This window comes from Pseudooceanicola spongiae (assembly GCF_014899185.1).
Lineage (GTDB): Bacteria > Pseudomonadota > Alphaproteobacteria > Rhodobacterales > Rhodobacteraceae > Pseudooceanicola > Pseudooceanicola spongiae.
Genome location: NZ_CP045201.1, coordinates 1979411 through 2002813 on the forward strand (window position 1 = coordinate 1979411; position 23403 = coordinate 2002813).

Here is a 23403-nt window from a genome sequence, read left to right on the forward strand (position 1 = left end):
CGCCACCGCCTCATGCGGACAATCCCCTTGGTTGTAGAGGTCAGAAGGTTACCATAGCCTTTAGAGCCGACGCTATTGCGCAGCATTTGCCGCGGGCATCGGCAGAGTGACGCGAAAGGCGGCACCTCCCTGCCCCGGCAGATAGGTGATCGAGCCCTCAAGGCGGGCCATGATCTCGCGGCAGATGGCGAGGCCGAGACCCGCGCCGCCCGCCTTCTGGTCGCCGATGCGGGCGAATTTCTCAAATATCAAAGTCTGTTGATCGGTTTCGATGCCGGCGCCGTTGTCGATGAAATCCACCATCAGACTGCCCTCGCCGGTGCGCACGGCGATGCGCAGCTCTGGCGTGGTGGCATCGCAATATTTTCGGGCATTGGCGATCAGGTTGATGAAGACCTGCGCCAGACGGTCGGTATCGGTTTGCAGCCAAAGGCCCTCGCGCGGCTTGTCGCGGCGCAGTTTCAGCGCGCTGGGGTCGCCGCCCGCCGCAGCCAGTGCGTGATCGAGGATATCGCCCAGCCGCGCCCGGGTGATGTTGAGGCTGACCTGACCGTTTTCCAGCACCGCCAGATCCAGCAGATCATCCAGCAGGCGGGTCAGGCGCACGGTCTCGTCGTGGATGATATTGGCGTATTTGTGCTTTTGCGGCTCACTCAGGCCGGGCGCGTCGCGCAGGATCTCCGAGAAGGCGCGAATCGAGGTCATCGGGGTGCGCAGTTCGTGGCTGATCTGGCTGAGGAAGGCGTCCTTTTGCACCGAGAGCTGGGTCAGCTTGGCGTTGGCGTCGCGCAGTTGGCGTGCGGTGCGGAGCAGCTCATCCGACTTCGCCTCAAGCTGGTTGGAGTACTCCATGATCTGCGCCGCCTCGTCCGCGACGGCCATCAGGTCTTCGACGGAGACCGCCGCCCCGCCGACGATCTGGCCGACCATGGCATGGGCGGTGGCGGCCCCGACAGAGCCGGAAAGCTCACGCTCAAGCCGTTGCAGGAAGTCGGCGTTGGGATCGGGCAGATAGCCCTGCACGCCTTGCCGGGCGGCCTCGGACTGGAACAGCTTCTGCGCCTCGCGCGCGCCCAGAAGGCGCTGCGCCATGATCATCAGGTCCTCGCTCTGGGCGGTGCCGCCGGTCCAGCCGCGCGGGCTGGCGGAGTGCTGGTAGACATTGACGAACTGCGCGCCCTGCAGCCGCTCCATCGGCGAGGGGAAGGAGAAGATCGACAGCCCCGTGAAGGCCAGCGTGTTGAGCAGGACGGACCAGAGCACGCCATGCACCAGCGGATCGAGGCCGGTGATGGAGAAGAGCGCGTGCGGGCGCAGCCAGCCGAGGCCCCAGGGGCCGTTGGCGATGACACCGGCGGGCAGGACCACGCCATCGCCGAAAGAGGGCAGGAACAGGCACCAGAGCCAGATCGCGAAGCCAAGGAGCAGGCCCGCGAAGGCGCCGTTGCGCGTCGCCCCCCGCCAGAAGATGCCGCCGAGCATCGAGGGCAGGAACTGTGCGACCCCGGAAAAGGAGATCAGGCCAATGGCCGCCAGCGCCGTGCCCCCGCCCGACAGGCGATAGTAGAGGTAACCGAGGAACAGCACGCCGATGATCGAGATCCGGCGCGCCATGATGACGACGTGGCGCACATCCCCCGACACCATCGCGCCCTTGCCACTGAGGCTGAGCCAGATCGGCATGACGATATGGTTCGACACCATGGTCGAGAGGGCAATCGCCGCCACGATCACCATGGAGGTGGCCGAGGAAAATCCGCCCAAGAACGAAAACACCGCCAACCCGGTGTGCCCCTCCGACAGCGGCAGGGTCAGGACGAACATGTCGGGGTTGGCGCCCTCGGGCAGCATCGACAGGCCCGCGACGGCAATCGGCATCACGAACAGGCTCATCGCGATCATGTAGGCGGGAAAGGCCCAGGAGGCGGTGCGCAGGTGCCGCTCGTCTTCGTTCTCGACCACCAGCACCTGAAACATCCGTGGCAGGCAGAGCAACGCCGCGCCCGACAGAAAGATCAGGCCAGACCAGCGCCCCGGTGCCATCTGCCACTGGCCCAGCTGGGCCGAGGCGTCGATGCGCGCCAGCGTCTGCCCGACCCCGCCGCCGATGCCCCAGACGGTGAAGATGCCAACGGCGAGCAGCGCGCAGAGCTTGACCACGGCCTCCAGCGCGATGGCCATGACGACGCCGTGATGGCGCTCGTTGGAGTCGAGGTTGCGGGTGCCGAACAGCACCGTGAAGGCCGCCAGCCCCGCCGCCACCCAGAGCGCGGTGGCGCGGTTGTCGGCAGGCAGCACGATCGAGGGATCGGCGGCGGCAAAGGCGGCGACGCTCTGTGTCACGGATTGCAGTTGCAGCGCGATATAGGGGGTGGTGCCGACGACGGCGATCAAGGTGACGGCGACGGCCAGCAGGTTGGACTTGCCATAGCGCGATGAGATCAGGTCGGCGACCGAGGTGATGCGCTGGCTGCGCCCGATGCGCACGATTTTCCGCAACGCCCAGACCCAGCCGATCATGACGATGGAGGGACCGATGTAGATCGTCAGATACTCCAACCCCGAGCGCGCGGCGTAACCGACTGCGCCGTAGAACGTCCAGGCTGTGCAATAGATCGACAGCGACAGCGTGTAGACCACCGGAGAGCGCAGCCACCCTGCCCGCCCCTTCATCGCCGCACGCTCGGCCCCGAAGGCGACGGCAAAGAGGAAGGCGACATAGATCAGGCTGACCGCGACCAGCAGGTTCAGCGACGCCATCAGCGGGGGCCGATCTCTGGGCCAGTCGCGGGGGCAATCTCCGCACCAGAGACCGGACCAGTGGGTTTCGGTGTCTCGGGGTCATCCGCGGCCAGATCCGACAGGCGGCTGACCAGCACTGCCGAGGCCAGCGCCAGCAGCGCCCAGACCCCGAAGATATAGATCATCGCGTGCGAGGTCGGCATCGCCTCCGCCCCGCCGTTCGGCCAGAGCAGCGGCACGCCCAGCAGCACCAGCCCCAGCATCGGCAGCACCCGCGCGGCGTCCAGCATGCGCCGCTGGCGATAACCGCGCCGCTCAAGGAAAACGGGACCGGGGCGCGGGCTCATGGCCGGATCAGGGCGTTGACGGCCTCCAGCACCTCGGCGTTGGAGAAAGGTTTGGTCATGAAGCGACTGGCGCCGATCTCCTCGGCCAGGGCGCGGTCCTTGGGCTGGCCACGGGCGGTCAGCATCAGCACGGGCAGGCCACCGGTTTCGGGGCCGGCGCGCAGTTCGCGCAGGATGTCGTAGCCAGAGCGGCCCGGCAGCATGACGTCGAGGATCACCAGATCGGGACGGCGCGCCCGCACCGCCTCGACCGCATCCACACCATTGGAATGGGTGGCAACGTGCCAGCCATCGCGCGACAGGATGAAACTGATCGCCTCGCTGATATTGGGTTCATCCTCGATCACGAGAACAGATTTGCCCATGCGGGTCTTCCCCCCCTCCCAGAAGAGTGACTGGCCGTTTCGCAGGCGCAATCGCGGTAGTGTTAGCAGCCTTTGCGCGAGTGGGGAAACCTTCACATGACCCTTGGGATGTATTTTCCCTGATCAGATCGCCTCGGCCATAATCGAGGGCTCGCGCCGCCCCCGACAGCCCGCCTTGGGGCAGATCCGGCAGGTGACACCAACGCGCGGCAGATCCGCCTGTGCCGGGTCCAGCGCCGGGTCGGTGCGGATCGGCTGGATCAGCATATGCGCCTCGAACATCGGTTCGCGGTTGGGCACCTGCGGGCCGTAGGGCTGGGCGATGGCATGGGTGAGAAAGACCCCCTCGGATCGACCCGCAAGGCGGATCACCTGACGCAGTGGCATCATCGGACGGCTGAGCGCCTGAAACAGCGGCCAGAGCGGACAGGCCGCGCCGACACGCGGCAGCGGGAAGGGTGCCAGCGGCTTGCGGAAGGTCAGCGTGCCGGAGGCGTCGCAGGCGACAAGGCCCAGCGGCGGCTGACCCCGGTCCGCCAGCACCGCCCCCGGCAGAGTCGCGAGCCGCCGCATCATCCGCCCGGGATCGACACCGAAGCGCGCGGCGAGCTGCGCCGGGTCCAGCCGCGTGGGGCCTTCGGGGATCACCTCGGCCACCGCCTGCAGCGGCAGGGCGCGGGCGTCCTGCGCGTAGAGGTCAAGGAAGCGGCGCGCGATCAGCCGGGCCGAGGCAGAGGCGAGGCGCGTGCCCGCCTCGCTCAGCAGGGCATCGACCGCGCCGGGGTCGGCTTCCAGCGCGGGGATGTGGAAATCGTGGTCGGACAGGAAGGCCTCGACCTCGTCCTGCGGCGACGACAGGGTGGCGTCGCGCTGCCCCCCGGCCTCGATCTCGTCCACCAGACGGCGGGCGCCTTCGGCGAGGCGGGCGGAATCCTCGGAGATGTTGCGGTGAAAGCGGGCGCGCCATTCGGGTTCCAGCTTTGGCTCCGCCACGAGGATTTCCGCCGAGGCATGGATGGCAGTGACGGTCGAGAGGACCTCGTGCATCGAAGCGGCGATGTGTGGATCATGCGCGAGGCGGTCGGTCAGCGCCTCGACCGCCTGTTCCAGCGCGCCGAGGCGACGTTGCTGGCTGGACAGCAGCTGCGCCCAGCCGGGGAAGCGGCCGACGAAATCCTCGACCTGGGTGAGTTCGGCTGCGGCCTCGGCCCGGTCGGCGGCGGCCTGGCGCAGGGTGGCGAGCAGCGCGGCCTCGGCCCCCTCGGACAGGGCGGAGGGTTCGACATCCAGCGCGGCGGCAATCGACAGCAGAAGCGAGCCGCCGATTCTGCGCTTGTTGTGCTCGATCAGGTTCAGATAGCTGGCCGAAATCCCGGCCCGGCGCGCCAGATCCGCCTGACGCATCCCGCGCATCGTCCTGCGGTCACGGATGCGTGAGCCTGTCAGTGTCCGGGCCATGAAAATTCCCCTGCGTTATCAATGAATTTCTGCACTGCGATAGAATTTATTTACAGATTCCGCGCCGCCATTGTGTATTTCTTTACAAAAAAATCAAGCAATCAAAAGGAGTTGTTGCTGAATTTTCGGTAAGGGTGCGATGATCCCTTTGCACGATCGTGCACGCGACCAGCGCAAGAGGAGGCGCTGCCGCACCAAATCCAAGGGAGGATTTTCATGTCGAAGTTACTGACACGCCGGGGGCTGCTAAAGTCCGGTGCCGTGGGTGGCGCGGGGTTGGCCTTGCCAACCATTTTCACCGCGTCCTCGGCCTCGGCCTTCACCAACGAGCCGACGGGCGGCACCGTCACACTGGGTTTCAACGTCCCCCAATCCGGCCCCTACGCTGACGAGGGCGCGGACGAGCTGCGCGCCTACGAACTGGCGGTGGAGCATCTGAACGGCGAAGGCGACGGCGGGATGCTGAACACCTTCAGCTCCAAGGCGCTTGGCGGCAACGGGATCATGGGCAAGAAGGTCGCCTATGTCACCGGCGACACCCAGACCAAATCCGACGCAGCGCGCGCCAGCGCCAAGTCGATGATCGAAAAAGACGGCGCGATCATGATCACCGGCGGCTCGTCCTCGGGCGTGGCGGTGGCTGTGCAGGGGTTGTGCCAGGAGGCGGGCGTGATCTTCATGGCCGGGCTCACCCACTCCAACGACACCACCGGCAAGGACAAGAAGGCCAATGGTTTCCGGCACTTCTTCAACGCCTACATGTCGGCGGCGGCGCTCGCGCCCGTGCTGGAAAAGCTCTATGGCAGCGACCGTGCGGCCTATCACCTGACGGCGGATTACACATGGGGCTGGACGCAGCAGGAATCGATCCAGGCCGCGACCGAGGCGATTGGCTGGAGAACCGTCAACAACGTGCTGACGCCGCTGGCCGCAACCGACTTCTCGTCCTATATCGCGCCGGTGCTGAATTCGGGCGCAGATGTCCTGGTCCTGAACCACTACGGCGGAAACATGGTGAACTCGCTCACCAACGCCGTGCAGTTCGGGCTGCGTGAAAAGCAGGTCAACGGCAAGAACTTCGAGATCGTCGTGCCGCTGTATTCGGAGCTGATGGCCAAGGGTGCCGGTCAGAACATCAAGGGCATCGTCGGGTCGCAGAACTGGGACTGGAAGCTGGGCGACGAGGGCACGGCCGCCTTCGTGAAAAGCTTCGGCACCAAGTACGGCTTCCCGCCGAGCCAGGCCGCACAGACCTGCTACGCGCAGACCATGCTCTATGCCGATGCGGTCGAGCGCGCCGGTTCGTTCAACCCCTGCGCCGTGGGCGAGGCCCTTGCGGGCTTTGAGTTCGACGGGCTGGGCAACGGCAAGACGCTGTACCGCGCCGATGACCACCAGTGCTTCAAGGACGTGCTGGTCGTGAAGGGTGCGGAAGATCCGCAGGATGAATTCCACCTCGTGGAGATCGTCGAAGTCACTCCGGTCGCTCAGGTCACCTATGACCCCGAGCATCCGATGTTCGCGGGCGGTGCCCTGGGCGAATGTAACCCGGGCGCCTGAGGCGACCCTTCTGACCGGCCGCGCGAGGGGATCGCGCGGCCGGTTCTTGCGGCCCCCAACAGGCCACCCCCCGATGCAACACGACCAAACAGGGGCCAGAGGCGGCCCCTGCGGCGCATCGCAACTTCCAAGAAACGCGAGTGGTGACAATGGAAGCGATCCTTCTGCAAGTTCTGAACGGGCTGGACAAGGGCTCGGCCTATGCGCTGATTGCGCTCGGCCTGACGCTGATTTTCGGCACGCTCGGCGTGGTCAACTTTGCCCATGGCGCGCTGTTCATGATCGGGGCCTTCTGCGCGGTGACCGTGCAAAAAGTGCTGACCCTGTCGAAAATCACGCTGGACCCGGTCAAGACCGACTTTCTCGGCAATCCTCTGCAGATCAAGACGCCGTACGTCGAGGGCTGGTTCGGCCCCGAGTTCGGCGCGGCCCTGATCGACTGGTCGGTGCCGCTGGCGATCCTGTTCGCCATTCCGATCATGCTGGTCATCGGTGTGGTGATGGAGCGCGGGCTGATCAAGCATTTCTACCGCCGCCCCCATGCCGACCAGATCCTGGTGACCTTCGGCCTGGCCATCGTGCTGCAGGAGCTGATCAAGCATTATTTCGGCGCCAACCAGATCGCCACCCCTGCCCCGGACGTATTTCGCGGCAGCTTTGATTTCGGGGCGATGATGGGGATGGACCCGAACGTGGTCATCTATCCTTACTGGCGGCTGGTGTACTTTGCCTTCGCGGCCGTGATCATCGGCGCGGTCTTTGCCTTTCTGCAGTTCACCACCTTCGGGATGGTCGTGCGCGCCGGCATGGCGGACCGCGAGACCGTCGGCCTGCTGGGCATCAACATCGACAAGCGGTTCACCATCATGTTCGGCCTGGCCGCCGCTGTCGCGGGCATGGCCGGGGTGATGTACGCCCCGATCAATTCACCCAACTATCACATCGGCATGGATTTTCTGGTGCTGAGCTTTGTCGTGGTCGTCGTCGGCGGCATGGGCAGTCTGCCCGGTGCGGTGCTGGCGGGCTTCCTGCTCGGTATCCTCGAGAGCTTTGCCTCGATGAACGAGATCAAGTCCCTCATCCCCGGCATCGACCAGATCATCATCTACCTCGCCGCCATCATCATTTTGCTGACACGTCCGCGCGGCCTCATGGGTCGCAAGGGCGTGATGGAGGACTAATCCATGCTGGGTATCAAAGGCAAAGACCTGACCCTTTTGTGTGTCGTGGCGGTGCTTGCACTGTGCGCACCGTTCATCCTGAACCCTTTCCCCCAGAGCAGCGCCATGGCGCAGTTCAACGCGGGCTATCCCGACCTGATGCAGCGCTTCGTGATCTTCGGGATCTTCGCGGTCGGCTTCAACATCCTGTTCGGGCTGACCGGCTATCTGTCCTTCGGGCACGCGGCCTTCCTCGGCGTCGGGTCCTATTCCGCCGTCTGGATGTTCAAGCTGCTGAGCATGAACGTCATCCCCGCGATCATCCTGTCGGTCATCGTGGCGGGGCTGTTCGCGCTGGTCATCGGCTTCGTATCCCTGCGCCGATCGGGCATCTACTTCTCGATCCTGACGCTGGCCTTCGCACAGATGAGCTTCAACCTCGCCTATTCCGTGCTGACACCGATCACCAACGGCGAGACGGGGCTGCAACTGTCGCTGGATGATCCGCGGATCTTCGGCACCTCGGTCAGCGATACGGGCGGTATTCCGGTGACCAGCCTGTTCGGGATGGAGATGCGCGAGACCTCGACGCTGTCTCTCGGCGACTGGAGTTTTCAGTTTTCCAACGGCTATTACCTCTGCGCGGTGCTGCTGCTGGTGTCCTTCTACATCTCGATCCGCATCTTCCGCTCGCCCTTCGGGCTGATGCTGCGGGCGGTGAAGTCGAACCAGACGCGGCTGAACTACACCGGGCTGAACACCCGCCCCTACACGCTGGCGGCCTTCGTGATTTCGGGGATGTATGCCGGGCTGGCCGGTGGTCTGCTCGCCTCGATGGACCCGCTGGCGGGCGCCGAGCGGATGCAGTGGACGGCGTCGGGCGAGGTGGTTCTGATGACCATCCTTGGCGGCGCGGGCACGCTGATCGGGCCGGTGCTGGGCGCGGGCTTCATCAAGTACTTCGAGAACATCTTCTCCAAGATCAACGACAACGTGCTGCATCAGTGGTTCGGCGGTCTGCCCGAGGGGCTGGAGAACGCCGTCGTCTGGTTCACCGAACACTTCGTCGGCTCGGGCTGGAACCTGACGCTGGGGCTGCTGTTCATGCTGGTCGTCACCTTCCTGCCCGGTGGGCTGGTCGAGGGCGGCACGCGCATCGGCCGCCTGATCCGTGGCAAATCCAAGCGGGCCGAGAAGAAAGCCGCGCAATCCAAACCCGCGGAATAGGAGCGCACCATGGGAATTCTTGAGGTCAAGAACGTCAACAAACGCTTCGGGGGCTTGCAGGCGCTGGGGGATGTGAACCTCAGCGTGGCCGAAAACTCGGTCCACGCGATCATCGGGCCGAACGGCGCGGGCAAATCGACGCTGCTGAACTGTCTGGTGGGCAAGCTCATCCCGGACACAGGCTCGGTCATGTTCGACGGCCAGTCGGTGCTGGGGCGCACCCCGTATGAGATCAACCAGATGGGGATTTCCCGCGTGTTTCAGACGCCCGAGATCTTCGGCGATCTGACGGTGATGGAAAACATGCTGATCCCCTGCTTCGCCAGGCGCGACGGGTCGTTCAAGCTGAACGCGATCCGCAGCGTCGAAGGCCAGGCAGATATCCACGACAAGGCCGAGGCGATGCTGGTCGACATGAACATGGCCGACAAGCGGCACATGCACGCGGCCTCGATGTCGCGCGGTGACAAGCGGCGGCTGGAAATCGGCATGTGTCTGGCGCAGGAGCCGCGCCTGCTGCTGCTGGATGAACCCACAGCCGGCATGGCGCGCGCCGACACCAACAACACCATCGACCTGCTGAAACAGATCAAGGAGGAGCGCAACATCACCATCGTCATCATCGAACATGACATGCATGTCGTCTTCTCGCTGGCGCAGCGGATCACGGTGCTGGCGCAGGGCAGCCCTCTGGTTGAGGACACCCCCGACAAGATCAAGGGCCACCCCAAGGTGCGCGAAGCGTATCTGGGCGAGAGCACTCCGGCGTAAAAGGAACCATCGCGATGAACGTCAAACCCGATTTCAACAAGGGCAAGAACTACGCCGAAACCGCCCCCGCCTTCCTGTCCGTCTGGAACATGGAGAGCTATTATGGCGAGAGCTACATCGTCCAGAACATCTCCTTCAACGTGCATGAGGGCGAGATTCTGGCGCTACTCGGGCGCAACGGGGCGGGCAAGACCACGACCCTGCGCTCCATCGCGCGGATGAATTCGCCGCAGGTGACGGCGGGCGAAATCTGGCTGGACCATCAGCCGCTGCACAAGATGGCAAGCTATGAGGCCTCGCGCGCCGGAATCGGGCTGGTGCCCGAGGACCGCGCCATCATCCCCGGCCTGACGGTGGAGGAGAACCTGCAACTGGCGCAGATCGCCCCGCCCATCGGCTGGTCGCTGGAACGGCTCTACGATCTGTTCCCGCGTCTGGGCGAGCGGCGCAAGCAGGAGGGGGTGACCCTGTCGGGCGGCGAACAGCAGATGCTGGCGATTGCCCGCGCACTGGCGCGTGACATCAAGGTGCTGCTGCTGGACGAACCCTATGAAGGTCTGGCCCCGGTGATCGTGGACGAGATCGAAAAGACCCTGCGCATCATCAAGGAACAGGGCATCACCACCATCCTGGTCGAACAGAACGCGGTGCGTGCGCTGGAACTGGCCGACCGGGCGGTCATCCTCGACACGGGCACCATTGTGTTTGACGGCGCAGCGGCAGAAGTTCTGGGGAACGAGGAGCTGCGGTCGGAATATCTGGCGATCTGACGCTTGCAGGGCCTTGCAAAGCCTGTGCTTTTTGCCCGACCCTGCGGGGACGGGCCTAAAGGACGGGTTGCAGCCGCCTGCCCCTGCGCCCTAGGAATGACCGCGCATGATCGTGCGATGAGGAGACCGCGATGACTGAAAAGATGTACCCCCCTTCCGATGATTTCGTGGCCGGCGCCCATATCGACGCCGACACCTATGCGTCGATGTATCAGGCCTCGGTCGATGACCCGGACACCTTCTGGGGCCGCGAGGCGAAAGACCGGCTGGACTGGATCGAGCCGTTCTCGGTGGTCAAGAACACCTGCTTTGATCTCGGGAAAGTGTCGGTGAAGTGGTTCGAGGATGGCGTGCTGAACGTCGCCTACAACTGCATCGACCGCCACCTTGAGAGCCGTGGCGACCAGACCGCGATCATCTTCGAACCCGACGACCCCGAGACCCCGGCCCAGCACATCACCTATACCGAGCTGCACGAGAAGGTCTGCCGTTTCTCCAACGTGCTGCTGGCGCAGGGCGTGATGCGCGGCGACCGGGTGATCATCTATCTGCCGATGATCCCCGAAGCCGCCTATGCCATGCTGGCCTGTGCCCGGATCGGCGCGATCCATTCCATCGTCTTCGCAGGCTTCAGTCCCGACGCGCTGGCCAACCGGATCAACGATTGCGGCGCCAAGGTGGTGATCACCGCCGACACCGCGCCGCGTGGCGGCCGCCGCACCAACCTGAAGTCCAACACCGACGCGGCCCTGCTGCACTGTTCTGACAAGGTGCGCTGCCTTGTCGTCAAACATACCGGCGACCAGACCACCTGGATTCAGGACCGCGATGTCGACGTGAAAGCGATGATGGCGCAGGTCGCGCCCGATTGCCCGATCCGCCCGATGAATGCCGAAGATCCGCTGTTCATCCTCTATACCTCCGGCTCGACCGGCAAACCGAAGGGCGTGGTGCACAGCTCGGGCGGCTATCTGCTCTATGCGGCGATGACGCAGAAGCTGACGTTTGATTACCACGACGGCGATGTCTTCTGGTGCGGCGCGGATGTCGGCTGGGTCACCGGGCACAGCTATATCGTCTATGGCCCGCTGGCGAACGGCGCGACGACGCTGATGTTCGAGGGCGTGCCGACCTATCCCGATGCCTCCCGCTTCTGGCAGGTGATTGAAAAGCACAAAGTGGCGCAGTTCTACACCGCCCCCACCGCGATCCGTGCGCTGATGGGTCAGGGCACCAGCTTTGTCGAGGGCTGCGATCTGTCCTCGCTCAAGGTGCTGGGCACCGTGGGCGAGCCGATCAACCCCGAGGCCTGGACCTGGTACAACGACAATATCGGCAAGGGCAAACTGCCCATCGTCGACACCTGGTGGCAGACCGAAACCGGCGGGCACATGATCACCCCCCTGCCCGGCGCCATGGCGACGAAACCCGGCTCCGCCACAAAACCGTTCTTTGGCGTGCAGCCGGTCGTGCTCGACCCGACAAGCGGCAAGGAACTGCACGAGACCAAGACCGAGGGTGTGCTGGCGATCAAGGACAGCTGGCCGGGGCAGATGCGCACCGTCTGGGGCGATCATGAGCGGTTCGAGACCACCTACTTCAGCGACTACAAGGGCTACTACTTTGCCGGCGACGGCTGCCGGCGCGACGCCGATGGCTATTACTGGATCACTGGCCGGGTTGATGACGTGATCAACGTCTCGGGTCACCGGATGGGCACGGCGGAGGTCGAGAGCGCCCTTGTCGCCCATGCCAAGGTCGCCGAGGCGGCGGTCGTCGGCTACCCCCATGCGGTCAAGGGTCAGGGCATCTATGCCTATGTCACGCTGATGAACAACGAAGAGCCCTCCGACGAGCTGCGGCGTGAGCTTGAGGGCTGGGTGCGCACCGAGATCGGGCCGATCGCCAAGCCCGACCTGATCCAGTGGGCCCCCGGTCTGCCCAAGACGCGTTCCGGCAAGATCATGCGGCGCATCCTGCGGAAAATCGCCGAGAACGACTATGACGCGCTCGGCGATATCTCGACGCTGGCGGACCCTTCTGTTGTCGAAGAGCTGATCGAAAACCGGATGAACAAGGCCTAAACCCCTATATATCAGCGACTTACACCGGCCCCGGCGCAGATGCTCCGGGGCCGGTTGGCGTTTGGGGGCGGCGCATTTGACGCGCGTGCATCCGCGCCCCCTCCCCCGGCTTGCGCAAAAGACGGTGGAACCTGCGCGCCCTATCCGGGGTTGGGTGATCAGACGACGACACGATACGTCGAACGAAACAAAGTTTAGGAGACCCCAGATGAACACGATGAAAACTCTGCTGTCCGGTGCCGCCGCTCTTGCCCTGCTGTCCGCTCCGGTGATGGCCGATACCGCCAAGACCACCGTTGATGACGAAGCCTCGACCAGCGTACAGGCCGACCCTCAGGTCGACAGCGTTGGTGAAGAGCTGGGCGATGTTGCCGATGCAACCGGCAACGCGATTTCCAATGGCGTCGATGCCACTGGCAATGCAATCGACAACGCCGCTGACTCTGTGGCTGAAGAAACCAACGAGCTGACCACGGACACCACGAAGACGGCCGAAAAGATCGGCGATGACGTCGCCCCGATGACGATGACCGCCGATGACCTCGAAGGCTATTCGGTCAAGACGACCAACGGCGATGTGATTGGCGAGGTCGACAATGTCGTTCTGGTCAACGGCAACGCGATGGCCGTGGTCGGGATCGGCGGCTTCCTGGGTCTGGGCGAACATGACGTGGCGCTGCCGCTGTCCGAGCTGACCTTCGACGGCACCGATGTCTGGGCCGAGGGCTATACCAAAGCCGAGCTTGAGGCGATGGCCGAGTTCGACAAGGACAGCGCGACGGAAGTCAACGACGACGAACCCGTGCTGCTCGGCAAATCCTGAGACCTGAGCGCGCAAGCTGAGGCATACATCCGGGCCGCTCCCTTTTCCGGGGGCGGCCCGTTCTCTTTCCGTCAAACGCCGCAAAATTCTGCCCGGCTGCCCCCCGGCGGCCCCGGTGAACCCCGCATGGGTCCGGCCAGAGCCGTTTTCACCGGCCTGCCCTGACATCCACGCCTTTTCACTCGGAACGGCTTTCTCTATAAGCGGTGCAATCATATGAGTGCCTCCGCGGATTGGGGGGCGTATATCCGATCGAGGGTGCAATGACTGACAAGACGCATGAAGCAGACGTGGCCTTTATCAAGGCATTGGCAGAACTGCTGCGCGAGAATGATCTGACCGAGCTTGAGGTCAAACGCGAATACGCCAAGGATGACGGGCTGAACGTCCGTGTCAGCCGCAAATCCGAAGTGACCGCCACCATGGCGATCCCGGCCCCGGCAGCACAGGCCCCGGCCTATGCGCCTGCCGCAGCCGCCGCGCCGGCCCCGGTGGCCATCGCCTCTGACGACCCGGCAGATCATCCCGGCGCAGTGACCTCGCCCATGGTTGGCACGGTCTATCTTCAGCCCGAACCAACTTCGCCCGCTTTCGTCAAGGTTGGCGATACGGTGTCTGAGGGCGACACGCTGCTGATCGTCGAAGCCATGAAGACCATGAACCACATTCCCGCGCCCCGCTCTGGCGTCGTCAAGCGGATCCTCGTCGAGGATAAGGCCGTCGTGGAATACGGTTCGCCCCTGATGATCATCGAGTAAGGCATCCCATGTTCGAAAAGATCCTGATCGCCAACCGCGGCGAAATCGCCCTGCGTGTCATCCGCGCCGCGCGCGAGATGGGCATTCGCAGCGTCGCCGTCCACTCCACCGCGGACAGTGACGCGATGCATGTGCGCATGGCCGATGAAAGCGTCTGCATCGGCCCGCCCTCCTCCACCGACAGCTATCTCTCGATCCCCGCGATCATGGCCGCCGCCGAAGTGACCGGCGCGCAGGCGATCCACCCGGGCTACGGTTTCCTGTCGGAAAACGCCGCCTTCGTGCAGATCGTCGAAGACCACGGGCTGAGCTTTATCGGTCCGCGCGCCGAACACATCCGCATCATGGGCGACAAGATCACCGCCAAGGACACGATGAAGGCGCTCGGCGTGCCCTGCGTGCCCGGCTCGGATGGTGGCGTCGCCACGCTCGACGACGCCCGCCGCGTGGGCGAAGAGATCGGCTATCCCGTGATCATCAAAGCCACGGCGGGTGGCGGTGGTCGCGGCATGAAGGTCGCACAGACCGCGAAGGACATGGAAAGCGCGTTCCACACCGCCCGCTCCGAGAGCAAGGCGGCCTTTGGCAACGACGAAGTCTATATCGAGAAGTACCTGACCACGCCGCGCCACATCGAGATCCAGGTCTTTGGCGATGGCAAGGGCACGGCTGTGCACCTGGGCGAGCGCGACTGCTCGCTGCAGCGCCGCCACCAGAAGGTGCTGGAAGAGGCCCCCGGCCCCACCATCACCCCCGAGGAACGCGCCCGCATCGGCAAGGTCTGCGCCGACGCCGTCGCCGCGATCAAATACGCCGGCGCCGGCACGATCGAGTTCCTCTACGAGAACGGCGAGTTCTATTTCATCGAGATGAACACCCGTCTGCAGGTCGAACACCCCGTCACCGAGGCGATCTTCGGTGTCGACCTCGTGCGCGAACAGATCCGCGTCGCCGAAGGCCTGCCACTGTCGTTCACGCAGGACGACCTGCAGATCAACGGCCACGCCATCGAGGTCCGCATCAACGCCGAAACGGTGCCCGCCTTTGCGCCGCGTCCCGGCAAGATCACCGCCTACCATGCCCCCGGTGGGCTTGGCGTGCGGATGGATTCGGCGCTCTATGACGGCTATTCGATCCCGCCATACTACGACAGCCTGATCGGCAAGCTGATCGTGCACGGCCGCGACCGTCGCGAGGCTCTGGCCCGCCTCGACCGCGCTCTGGGCGAGCTGATCGTCGACGGTGTCGAGAACACCGTGCCGCTGTTCGTGCGGCTGCTGCAGGACCCGGATATCCACTCTGGCACCTACAACATCCACTGGCTGGAAAAATGGCTGGAGCGGACCTACGCACGCTGATCGCCCCACACCAGCGACAAGACCTTCGGGCAGGATCATCCCCATGACCCTGCCCGACACGGTGCCTGAGGCCCTACCGGGCGCGGCGCAATACGATCTTTACCCCTCGGGTGCACGCTGCCCCGCAAAGACGGGTGCCCCATGAAAGATCACGACGACGATACCGCCATCACGCCGGAGCTGCTGCTGCAGGCCTATATGTCGGGTATTTTCCCCATGTCCGAAGGCCGCGACGATCCGGAGCTGTTCTGGGTCGATCCGCGTCGTCGCGGCGTGTTTCCCCTGGACGGTTTCCACATCTCACGCTCACTCGCGCGCAGCCTGCGCCGCCCCGACCACCGTGTCTCGGTGAACGAGGATTTCGCGGGTGTGCTTGAGGGCTGTGCGGATCGTCCCGAAACCTGGATCAACGATGAAATCGCCGGGCTCTATCTGGACCTTCACCGCCGCGGCTATGCCAGCTCGGTCGAGGTCTGGGATATGGAGGGTGCGCTGATCGGGGGCGTCTACGGCGTCACGCTGGGGCGCGCGTTTTTCGGCGAAAGCATGTTCTCGCGCCGCACCGATGCCTCGAAAATCGCGCTGGCCTGGCTGGTGGACCGACTGAACCTGACCGGTTTCAGCCTGTTCGACACGCAGTTTCTGACCACGCACCTCGCCTCGCTCGGCGGGGTCGAGATCAGCCGTGCAGAATATCACAGGATGCTGGCAGAGGCGCTGCAGGGCGGTGCCGACTTCGACCCACCCGCCCTGCAGCAGTCAGCCGACGATCTGCTGGCGCGTCATGCACGCCTGCAGATCGCGAAGTAGGACACCTTAGTCGACGGGTGCATTCTCGTCGGGGGCCAGATCTTCGACTTCGGGGGGCGGCGGTGGCGCTTCCTGGGCCGGATCCTGCACACCGGCAGGCACGGTGCAGCGCAGCACCCAGACGTCATAGCGGAAGTGGTCCAGCGCGTTCAGCGCCGGCGAGGAGGCAATCATCCAGCCGTCGAACAGATCCTTGGACTGGCCGCCCTCAGTCTCGCGGATATCGAGGCTGGCGAAGGCATCCCCCGACGGGTTCCCGACCGGATAGCGACAATCGCGCAGGCTGATCTCAAGGCTGCCAAAGCGCGCGCTCTGGCCATTCGGGATCTCGAGATCGGTGGTGTTGGCGTCGATCTTGTCCAGACCGCGCAGCACAACCCCTGTGCCGAGGCTCACCTCTTCCTGCGCCTGCGACGCCCCGGCCAGCCCTCCTGCCGCGAAAACAGCGGCGACCAGTGCAACACCTCTGAGCATCATCATTTATCCGAACTGTCGCCGCTACCGGCAACGAATTTCAGCAGCAGGGTGATCAGGCTGACCGAGCCCTGCGTGTCCAGAATCTCGTCGCCCGCAGCATAGTTGAAGGTCGACCCGCCGGGCATGATCTCGACGTAGTTGCCGCCCAGCAGCCCCTCGGAGGAGATGATCGCCTGACTGTCATCGGGCACGTCGACGCCGTTGCGCAGGCTGAATTCGGTGCGCGCCCGGAATGTCTTTGTGTCCAGGGTAACGCCCGTCACCGTGCCGACCTTGACGCCCGCCAGCCGCACATCCGTGCCGACATTGACACCTTCCGCCGAGCGGAAGGAGGCAGACAAGGGGTAGCTGCTGGCGCCGCCGCCGATACCGCTGACCTGTCCAGCATAGATCAGAAACGCCGCAGCGATGGCAAGAACGCCCGCGCCAACAACGACTTCAGTGGTGTTTTCGGACATTTTCCGTGAATTCCCGTTCTGGTCCCGCCCCCGAGCGGACCGTGCCGTCACGGTCGCGTCGCTGTCCGGGCAATCTGGTGCGCCCTGCCGCCCTGCCGACGCCGCCGCGATGGGGCGCCGTGTCAGGGCTGGTGGTTATTCCGGCGTCCAGGCCTGATAATCTTCGCGTGCGACCGGCACAGGGCGGCGCAGCGATCCCGGAGGCGCATAGGCCAGCGGCGAGCCGGTCAGGTTTTCCTGATGCGGCTTTTCCCAGGATTTATGGACGATCGGTCGATCGGTCGGCGTGGTGTCCACGGTGTGGTGCAGCCAGCCGTGCCATTCGGGATTGACCCGGCTCGCCTCGATCTCGCCATTGAACATGACCCAGCGACGCTTGGCGTCGGCGCTCGTGTAATACACGTTGCCCTGATCGTCTTCGCCGACCTTGGTGCCTTTACGGCGCGTGTAGAGTGCGGTGTTCAGCGTCGAGCCGTTCCACCATGTTACGCCGCGCAAGATTGATTTCAGAACGCCCATCAAAGCCTCCGATGTCTGTTGCCTAGGATATGGCCCATTCGGGCGCGAAGGTCCAGAGGTGCGCCGCCCTATCACGCCCTCACTCACCGCCAAATTCCGATGATTCTAGCAAAATGCACAAGGCATTGGCCCCGGATCGGCACCTGCACTGGCAGGTTCATGCCACTTGCCGCCTGTAACGAGCCTGAACCCCGCAACGAAAAAGGCCCCACCCGAAGGTGGAGCCTTTGAAACCGAGTCACCTGCGGGGATCAGCCAGCAGTCGCCTCTTCCTTTTTGGAATCGGAGTAGATCATCAGCGGCTGCGCGTCAGAGTTCACGGCCTCTTCATTCACGACAACCTCTTCGACCTCATCCATGCCGGGCATCTCGAACATCGTGTTCAGCAGAATATCCTCAAGGATCGAGCGCAGACCACGCGCCCCGGTCTTGCGCTTGATCGCCCGTTTGGCAATCGCACTGAGCGCATCGTCGGTGAAGGTCAGCTGCACGCCTTCCAACTCGAACAGGCGCTGGTACTGCTTGACGAGCGCGTTCTTCGGCGCCGTCAGGATGGTGACCAGAGCATCTTCGTCGAGGTCTTCCAGCGTTGCCAGAACCGGCAGACGGCCCACAAACTCAGGGATCAGGCCGAACTTCAGCAGATCTTCCGGCTCAAGTTCCTGGAAAATCTCGCCGACGCCGCGATCATCGTTGTCGCGCACATCAGCGCCAAAGCCCATCGCACTGCCCTTGCCGCGCTGCGCGATGATCCGGTCGAGACCGGCGAACGCGCCACCGCAGATGAACAGGATGTTGGTCGTATCCACCTGCAGGAATTCCTGCTGCGGATGCTTGCGACCGCCCTGTGGCGGAACGGAGGCCACAGTGCCCTCCATCAGCTTCAGCAGCGCCTGCTGCACGCCCTCGCCCGACACGTCGCGGGTGATCGAGGGGTTTTCGCTCTTGCGGGTGATCTTGTCGACTTCGTCGATATAGACGATGCCGCGCTGCGCCTTCTCGACGTTATATTCGCTTGATTGCAGCAGCTTGAGGATGATGTTCTCGACATCCTCGCCCACATAGCCCGCTTCGGTCAGCGTGGTCGCATCGGCCATCGTGAAGGGTACATCCAGAATGCGCGCCAGCGTCTGCGCCAGCAGCGTCTTGCCGCAACCCGTCGGGCCGATCAGCAGGATGTTAGACTTCGCCAGCTCGATATCGCCGCCCTTGGCGGAATGGTTCAGCCGCTTGTAGTGGTTGTGCACAGCCACCGAGAGCACCCGCTTGGCCGTCATCTGACCGATCACGTAATCGTCCAGAACCGCGCAGATTTCTTTCGGGGTCGGCACGCCTTCGGAGGATTTCAGACCGGTGGATTTGGTCTCTTCACGGATGATATCCATGCAAAGCTCGACGCATTCGTCACAAATGAAGACCGTCGGCCCCGCGATCAGCTTGCGTACCTCGTGCTGACTCTTGCCGCAGAAGCTGCAGTATAGCGTGTTCTTGCTGTCTCCGCCGGAATTCGTCGCCATCTTACGTTCTACCTTTCGCCCACTCGTGGGGCCTTTCTCTCGCGTCCGGGGGTGCCGTCCCCCGCAGCATGCAGGACAGACTAGGACAGCACCTGCGTGGCCACAACGCCAAAGTTACGCTTCGGCCCTTCCCCGCAAATCGGGAAAGGGCAATGGCAAACTTACTTAGCGGCGCCCGGGATGGCGTCGCGGCTGGCCACGATCTCGTCGATCAGGCCCCATTCTTTCGCCTCTTCGGCGCTCATGAAGTTGTCGCGTTCAAGCCCATCGACAATTTTTTCGTAGCTCTGTCCGGTATGTTTGACATAGATACGGTTAAGCCGCTCTTTAAGTTTCTTGGTATGCTCGGCGTGGATCATGATGTCCGTCGCCTGCCCCTGATAGCCGCCAGAGGGCTGGTGCACCATGATTTCCGAGTTCGGCAGCGAGAAGCGCATGCCCTCGGCACCGCCTGCCAGCAGCAGAGACCCCATCGACATCGCCTGACCGACGACCAGCGTCGAAACCTTGGGCTTGATGTACTGCATCGTGTCGTAGATCGACAGGCCAGCGGTCACGACACCACCTGGGCTGTTGATATACATGGAAATTTCCTTCGACGGGTTTTCCGCCTCAAGGTGCAGCAACTGTGCTACGATCAGGCTCGACATCCCGTCGTGCACCGGACCGGAGAGGAAAATGATCCGCTCTTTCAGCAGCCGAGAGAAGATGTCATAGGCCCGTTCGCCGCGGCTTGTCTGCTCGACCACCATCGGCACCAGATTGTTCATGTAAAAGTCTACCGGATCTCGCATGCTCGCCCTGCCCTTGATGTTCTATCCGATCCCTATCGATCAGACCCTAACAGAGTCTTAGTATTGCGCCGGATCAGCTGCAAGGGCAGGTGGCCATTTTGCCACGTCATGGTTGACGGCGCAGCCTTGCCCTGCCCTCCCCCTGCCCGCATCGCCACATAGGCTTGGGGCGCACTCAGGCCGCCATGGGGCTGGGTCCGACGCGCGCCACCCCGCAAAAACGTGATCAGCCCGGCCCCGTCGACGCCGTGTCATTTCCCTGTCATCCTGCCTGCGCTAACAGAGCCGCACAGACCCAAGGCCACAGTCAGGACGTCCCGATGACCGATTTCACCCGCTATGCGATCTACTACATGCCCGAACCGGGTGCGCTGGCCGCGTTTGGCGCGGCGTGGCTCGGCTGGGACGCGCAGGCGGGGCGCACCGCCCCCCACCCCGAGATCCCCGGCCTGCCGCTCAGCATAGACCAGATCACCGCGACGCCGCGCAAGTACGGCTTTCACGGCACGATCAAGCCGCCGTTCCGCCTTGCCGAAGGTCAGACACTTGAGGCGCTGCGCACCGCCGCTCGCGCCCTTTGCGCCGCGCAAACGCCTGTGACGATGGCGGGGCTGGACCTGCACAGCCTTGGGGCCTTTCTGGCGCTGACCCCGCGGGGCGACGCGGGCGCGCTGGCGGCTCTGGCGGGGGCGACGGTGCGCGGCCTCGACGACTTCCGCGCCCCGGCGCCCGAGGCCGAGCTGGCGCGTCGTCGCAAGGCCGGTCTCTCGCCGCGTCAGGAGGAGCTGCTGCGCGACTGGGGCTATCCCTATGTGCTGGAGGAGTTCCGCTTTCACCTCACGCTCTCGGGTCGTCTCGCGCCCGACGATGCCGCACGCACCGCCGAGGCCCTCGCCCCCCATCTCGCCGCGATCGAGGCCGCGCCGTTTCACATCACCAGCCTGTGCCTGACGGGCGAGGATGCCGATGGCCGCTTCCATCTGATCGAGCGCCTGCCTCTGGGCTGAACAAGCAACAGGCCGTCATACCCCTGTCATCTGCCGCGCCTAAGCTCGCGTCATCCCTTTTGCAGCACGAAAAAGGGCGGAAGGTCGCTGACCCCCGCCCGATTTTCGTGCCTTTGAGCTTCCCGGTCAGCCGGTCGGATCTTCGACCCGCAGCATCCCCTCCTGCGCGACCGAGGCCACCAGCCGCCCGTCCCGCGTGAAGATCTTGCCGAAGGTCATGCCCCGCGAATTCCCCGCCCAGGGGCTGTTCATGGCATAGAGCAGCCAGTCGTCCATGCGGAAATCGCCGTGCAACCACAGCGCGTGGTCCAGCGAAGCGACCTTGGCCCCGGGGTCGATCCAGCTGCGGCCATGCACCGTCAGCGCCGCCTGCAACAACCCCATGTCCGAGGTATAGGCCAGCGCCGCGCGGTGCAGGATCGGGTCATCCGCCAGCGGAAACCGGGTGCGGATCCAGCGATACTGCGTGCCCTCGCGCGGGCTCATGTCGAAGGGCGGCATCGGGCCGACCGGGCGCACCTCGATAGGCCGGTTCAGCCGCAGAAAGGCCAGGGCATCGCCGCTCAGCACATCGGGATAGCGCTCTGCCAGCTGCAGCTCGTTCTCCAGCTCCTCCGGCGGAGTGATACCTGGCGGAAAGGCTTCCTGATGCGACAGGCCCGCGTCCTCGATCTGGAACGAAGCCGACATGGTCAGGATCGGCTTGCCGCCCTGAATGGCGACAACGCGGCGGGTGGCAAAGCTGCGCCCGTCCATGTCGCGCGACACCCGGTAGAGCACCGGCTCCACCGCCTTGCCGGGGCGCATGAAATAGACATGCAGCGAATGATTGCGCCGCTCGGGGCCGACCGTATGGGTCGCCGCCATCAGCGCCTGCGCGATGACCTGCCCGCCGAAACTGCGCCCCTTGCCGCCGGGTGTGGCGATGCCGCGATAGAAATCCTCCTCGATCCGCTCAACCGTCAGGATCGGGGTCAGGGTATCGTCGACCTCGGGGGTGTCGTCGTGCATGGCTTGGCCTCCGGGCTGTTCAGCTGTGCCCCGCCGTGGGGCTGGCGCCCCAAAATCGCGAATTGCGCCGACATTGCAAGGCCTCTCAGCCGGCGCGGCGCGCGATTAGGGGGATCGCCGCGCCGCTTGTGGCAGGCGGAATGCGCGGTAGCGCGCCTTTGGATCCCGCCCTCAGCCGCTGCGCCGCGGCTCAGCCCGGCACGATTCCGCGACGGCGCGGCGCATCGTCGATCATCGCGATGCCCCAGACCACCAGCCCCGCCAGCGACAGCCCGACGCCGACCAGCCCGATCGACGGCCAGCCCAAGCCCGCCGCCAGAGCCATCCCGCCCAGCCACGGCCCGAGGGCATTGGCAAAGTTGAACGCACTGTGGTTCAGCGCCGCCGACAGTGTCGGCGCATCCGCCGCAAGGTCCATCAGCCGCGTCTGCAGGATCGTGCTCAGCCCGCCGGTGATCCCGATCACCAGCAGCACCGGAGCCATCAGCCAGACATTCCCGGCCACCGCCCAGAACGCCAGCATCGCCACCGCGCTCACCACCAGACAGACCGCGGCCGAGCCCATCAGCGATTTATCCGCCGCCCAGCCAAAGATGAACTGCCCGGCCGTCATGCCGACACCGAAGATCAGCAACATCACCGGCACCACCGATTCCGGTGCGCCGGCATATTCCATCACCAGCGAGGCGAGGTAGGTATAGACGCAGAACATGCCGCCGAAGCCGACCGCGCCAATGCCCAGCGTCAGCCAGACCTGCCGGTTCTTCAGCGTCGACAGCTCGCGCATCGGGCTGGCATCGGTCGCCGCCGCCAGCTTGGGCGCATAGAGCCAGACCAGCGTCGCACAGGCCGTCGCCAGAACGGCGACCAGCGCAAAGCTCCACCGCCAGCCGACCTGCGCGCCAAAGATATTCGCCAGCGGCACGCCCAGAATCGTCGACACCGTCAGCCCCAGCATCACCCGCGACACCGCCTGCGCCCGTTTGCCCTTGGGTGCCATCGAGGCCGCCATCAGCCCCGCAACGCCAAAATACGTGCCATGTGGCAGGCCCGCAAAGAACCGCGACAAAGTAAAGCCGCCCCAGCCCGGCATCAGCCCCGAGGCCGCATTGCTGATCGCATAGAACGCCATCAGGGCCACCAGCAGCCCGCGCCGCGACACCCGTGCCCCGAGCAGCGCAATCACCGGCGCGCCGACGCAGACGCCCAGCGCATAGGCACTGATCGCCCGGCCCGCCGCCGCCTCGGTCACACCGAACTCGCGCGAGAAATAGGGAAGGATGCTCATCGTGGCGAATTCCGCCACGCCGATGGCGAAACCGCCAAGGGCGAGGGCAAGCATGACAAGGCCGCGCCGCTGCGCGGTAATGACGTCAGACATCTGGCT

At 64.4% G+C, this 23403-nt stretch carries 22 protein-coding genes; 11 read left to right on the forward strand and 11 right to left on the reverse strand.

Going from position 1 to position 23403, the window contains the following annotated elements:
* Window positions 1-72: 72 nt before the first annotated feature.
* From F3W81_RS09345 to F3W81_RS09360, 4 genes are all read right to left on the reverse strand, one after another.
* On the reverse strand, window positions 73-2760 hold the full coding sequence (locus F3W81_RS09345) for an ATP-binding protein (RefSeq protein WP_193083314.1): 2688 nt from the start codon (window positions 2758-2760) through the stop codon (window positions 73-75).
* Window positions 2760-3089 carry a hypothetical protein gene (locus F3W81_RS09350; RefSeq protein ID WP_226941931.1) on the reverse strand — a complete coding sequence of 110 codons (330 nt, stop codon included), beginning with the start codon at window positions 3087-3089 and terminating at the stop codon, window positions 2760-2762. Before F3W81_RS09350 ends, F3W81_RS09345 begins: the two co-directional genes overlap by 1 nt.
* Entirely contained in the window at window positions 3086-3454 is a 369-nt protein-coding gene (locus F3W81_RS09355; protein ID WP_193083315.1) for a response regulator transcription factor, read from the reverse strand. Before F3W81_RS09355 ends, F3W81_RS09350 begins: the two co-directional genes overlap by 4 nt.
* A gap of 123 nt (window positions 3455-3577) precedes the next feature.
* On the reverse strand, window positions 3578-4912 hold the full coding sequence (locus F3W81_RS09360; RefSeq protein ID WP_193083316.1) for a helix-turn-helix transcriptional regulator: 1335 nt from the start codon (window positions 4910-4912) through the stop codon (window positions 3578-3580).
* A gap of 216 nt (window positions 4913-5128) precedes the next feature.
* Between F3W81_RS09360 and F3W81_RS09365 the strand changes: the two genes are divergently transcribed.
* From F3W81_RS09365 to aat, 10 genes are all read left to right on the forward strand, one after another.
* Window positions 5129-6472, forward strand: coding sequence for a substrate-binding protein (locus tag F3W81_RS09365; RefSeq protein ID WP_193083317.1), 1344 nt, complete (start codon window positions 5129-5131; stop codon window positions 6470-6472).
* A 149-nt stretch (window positions 6473-6621) separates the two neighbouring features.
* A complete protein-coding gene (locus F3W81_RS09370; RefSeq protein ID WP_193083318.1) occupies window positions 6622-7653 on the forward strand; it encodes a branched-chain amino acid ABC transporter permease in 1032 nt (343 codons plus the stop codon).
* Between the two features lie 3 nt (window positions 7654-7656).
* Window positions 7657-8859 carry a branched-chain amino acid ABC transporter permease gene (locus tag F3W81_RS09375; RefSeq protein ID WP_193083319.1) on the forward strand — a complete coding sequence of 401 codons (1203 nt, stop codon included), beginning with the start codon at window positions 7657-7659 and terminating at the stop codon, window positions 8857-8859.
* Window positions 8860-8868: 9 nt separating this feature from the next.
* The gene (locus F3W81_RS09380) at window positions 8869-9630 is read left to right on the forward strand and encodes an ABC transporter ATP-binding protein (protein ID WP_193083320.1); all 762 of its coding nucleotides are present in this window, start codon (window positions 8869-8871) and stop codon (window positions 9628-9630) included.
* Window positions 9631-9644: 14 nt separating this feature from the next.
* Entirely contained in the window at window positions 9645-10400 is a 756-nt protein-coding gene (locus tag F3W81_RS09385; protein ID WP_193083321.1) for an ABC transporter ATP-binding protein, read from the forward strand.
* A 131-nt stretch (window positions 10401-10531) separates the two neighbouring features.
* Window positions 10532-12484 carry an acetate--CoA ligase gene (gene acs / locus F3W81_RS09390; protein WP_193083322.1) on the forward strand — a complete coding sequence of 651 codons (1953 nt, stop codon included), beginning with the start codon at window positions 10532-10534 and terminating at the stop codon, window positions 12482-12484.
* Window positions 12485-12692: 208 nt separating this feature from the next.
* Window positions 12693-13307: a PRC-barrel domain-containing protein gene (locus F3W81_RS09395; protein ID WP_193083323.1), complete on the forward strand. Its 615-nt coding sequence runs from the start codon at window positions 12693-12695 to the stop codon at window positions 13305-13307.
* 263 nt (window positions 13308-13570) lie between these two features.
* On the forward strand, window positions 13571-14065 hold the full coding sequence (accB, locus tag F3W81_RS09400; protein ID WP_193083324.1) for an acetyl-CoA carboxylase biotin carboxyl carrier protein: 495 nt from the start codon (window positions 13571-13573) through the stop codon (window positions 14063-14065).
* An 8-nt stretch (window positions 14066-14073) separates the two neighbouring features.
* Window positions 14074-15423, forward strand: coding sequence for an acetyl-CoA carboxylase biotin carboxylase subunit (gene accC, locus F3W81_RS09405; protein WP_193083325.1), 1350 nt, complete (start codon window positions 14074-14076; stop codon window positions 15421-15423).
* 141 nt (window positions 15424-15564) lie between these two features.
* Window positions 15565-16233: a leucyl/phenylalanyl-tRNA--protein transferase gene (aat, locus tag F3W81_RS09410; RefSeq protein ID WP_193083326.1), complete on the forward strand. Its 669-nt coding sequence runs from the start codon at window positions 15565-15567 to the stop codon at window positions 16231-16233.
* Window positions 16234-16239: 6 nt separating this feature from the next.
* Here the strand turns inward: aat and F3W81_RS09415 are convergent, their stop codons facing one another.
* The 5 genes from F3W81_RS09415 to F3W81_RS09435 form a co-directional block, all read right to left on the reverse strand.
* Window positions 16240-16713 carry a DUF2155 domain-containing protein gene (locus tag F3W81_RS09415; protein ID WP_319022309.1) on the reverse strand — a complete coding sequence of 158 codons (474 nt, stop codon included), beginning with the start codon at window positions 16711-16713 and terminating at the stop codon, window positions 16240-16242.
* Window positions 16710-17168 (reverse strand): outer membrane lipid asymmetry maintenance protein MlaD, encoded by a 459-nt coding sequence (gene mlaD / locus F3W81_RS09420; RefSeq protein WP_193083327.1) that lies wholly within the window; start codon window positions 17166-17168, stop codon window positions 16710-16712. Before mlaD ends, F3W81_RS09415 begins: the two co-directional genes overlap by 4 nt.
* 135 nt (window positions 17169-17303) lie before the next feature.
* A complete protein-coding gene (locus tag F3W81_RS09425; RefSeq protein ID WP_193083328.1) occupies window positions 17304-17687 on the reverse strand; it encodes an NADH:ubiquinone oxidoreductase subunit NDUFA12 in 384 nt (127 codons plus the stop codon).
* Window positions 17688-17938: 251 nt separating this feature from the next.
* The gene (clpX, locus tag F3W81_RS09430) at window positions 17939-19204 is read right to left on the reverse strand and encodes an ATP-dependent Clp protease ATP-binding subunit ClpX (RefSeq protein ID WP_193083329.1); all 1266 of its coding nucleotides are present in this window, start codon (window positions 19202-19204) and stop codon (window positions 17939-17941) included.
* Window positions 19205-19365: 161 nt separating this feature from the next.
* Window positions 19366-19998 (reverse strand): ATP-dependent Clp protease proteolytic subunit, encoded by a 633-nt coding sequence (locus tag F3W81_RS09435; RefSeq protein WP_193083330.1) that lies wholly within the window; start codon window positions 19996-19998, stop codon window positions 19366-19368.
* Between the two features lie 320 nt (window positions 19999-20318).
* Between F3W81_RS09435 and F3W81_RS09440 the strand changes: the two genes are divergently transcribed.
* On the forward strand, window positions 20319-21005 hold the full coding sequence (locus F3W81_RS09440) for a DUF1045 domain-containing protein (protein ID WP_193083331.1): 687 nt from the start codon (window positions 20319-20321) through the stop codon (window positions 21003-21005).
* Window positions 21006-21131: 126 nt separating this feature from the next.
* On the opposite strand, the gene F3W81_RS09445 is transcribed toward F3W81_RS09440, so the two are convergent.
* Both F3W81_RS09445 and F3W81_RS09450 read right to left on the reverse strand, forming a co-directional pair.
* A complete protein-coding gene (locus F3W81_RS09445) occupies window positions 21132-22016 on the reverse strand; it encodes an acyl-CoA thioesterase (RefSeq protein ID WP_193083332.1) in 885 nt (294 codons plus the stop codon).
* Between the two features lie 190 nt (window positions 22017-22206).
* Window positions 22207-23397 (reverse strand): MFS transporter, encoded by a 1191-nt coding sequence (locus F3W81_RS09450; RefSeq protein ID WP_193083333.1) that lies wholly within the window; start codon window positions 23395-23397, stop codon window positions 22207-22209.
* Window positions 23398-23403: the final 6 nt, after the last annotated feature.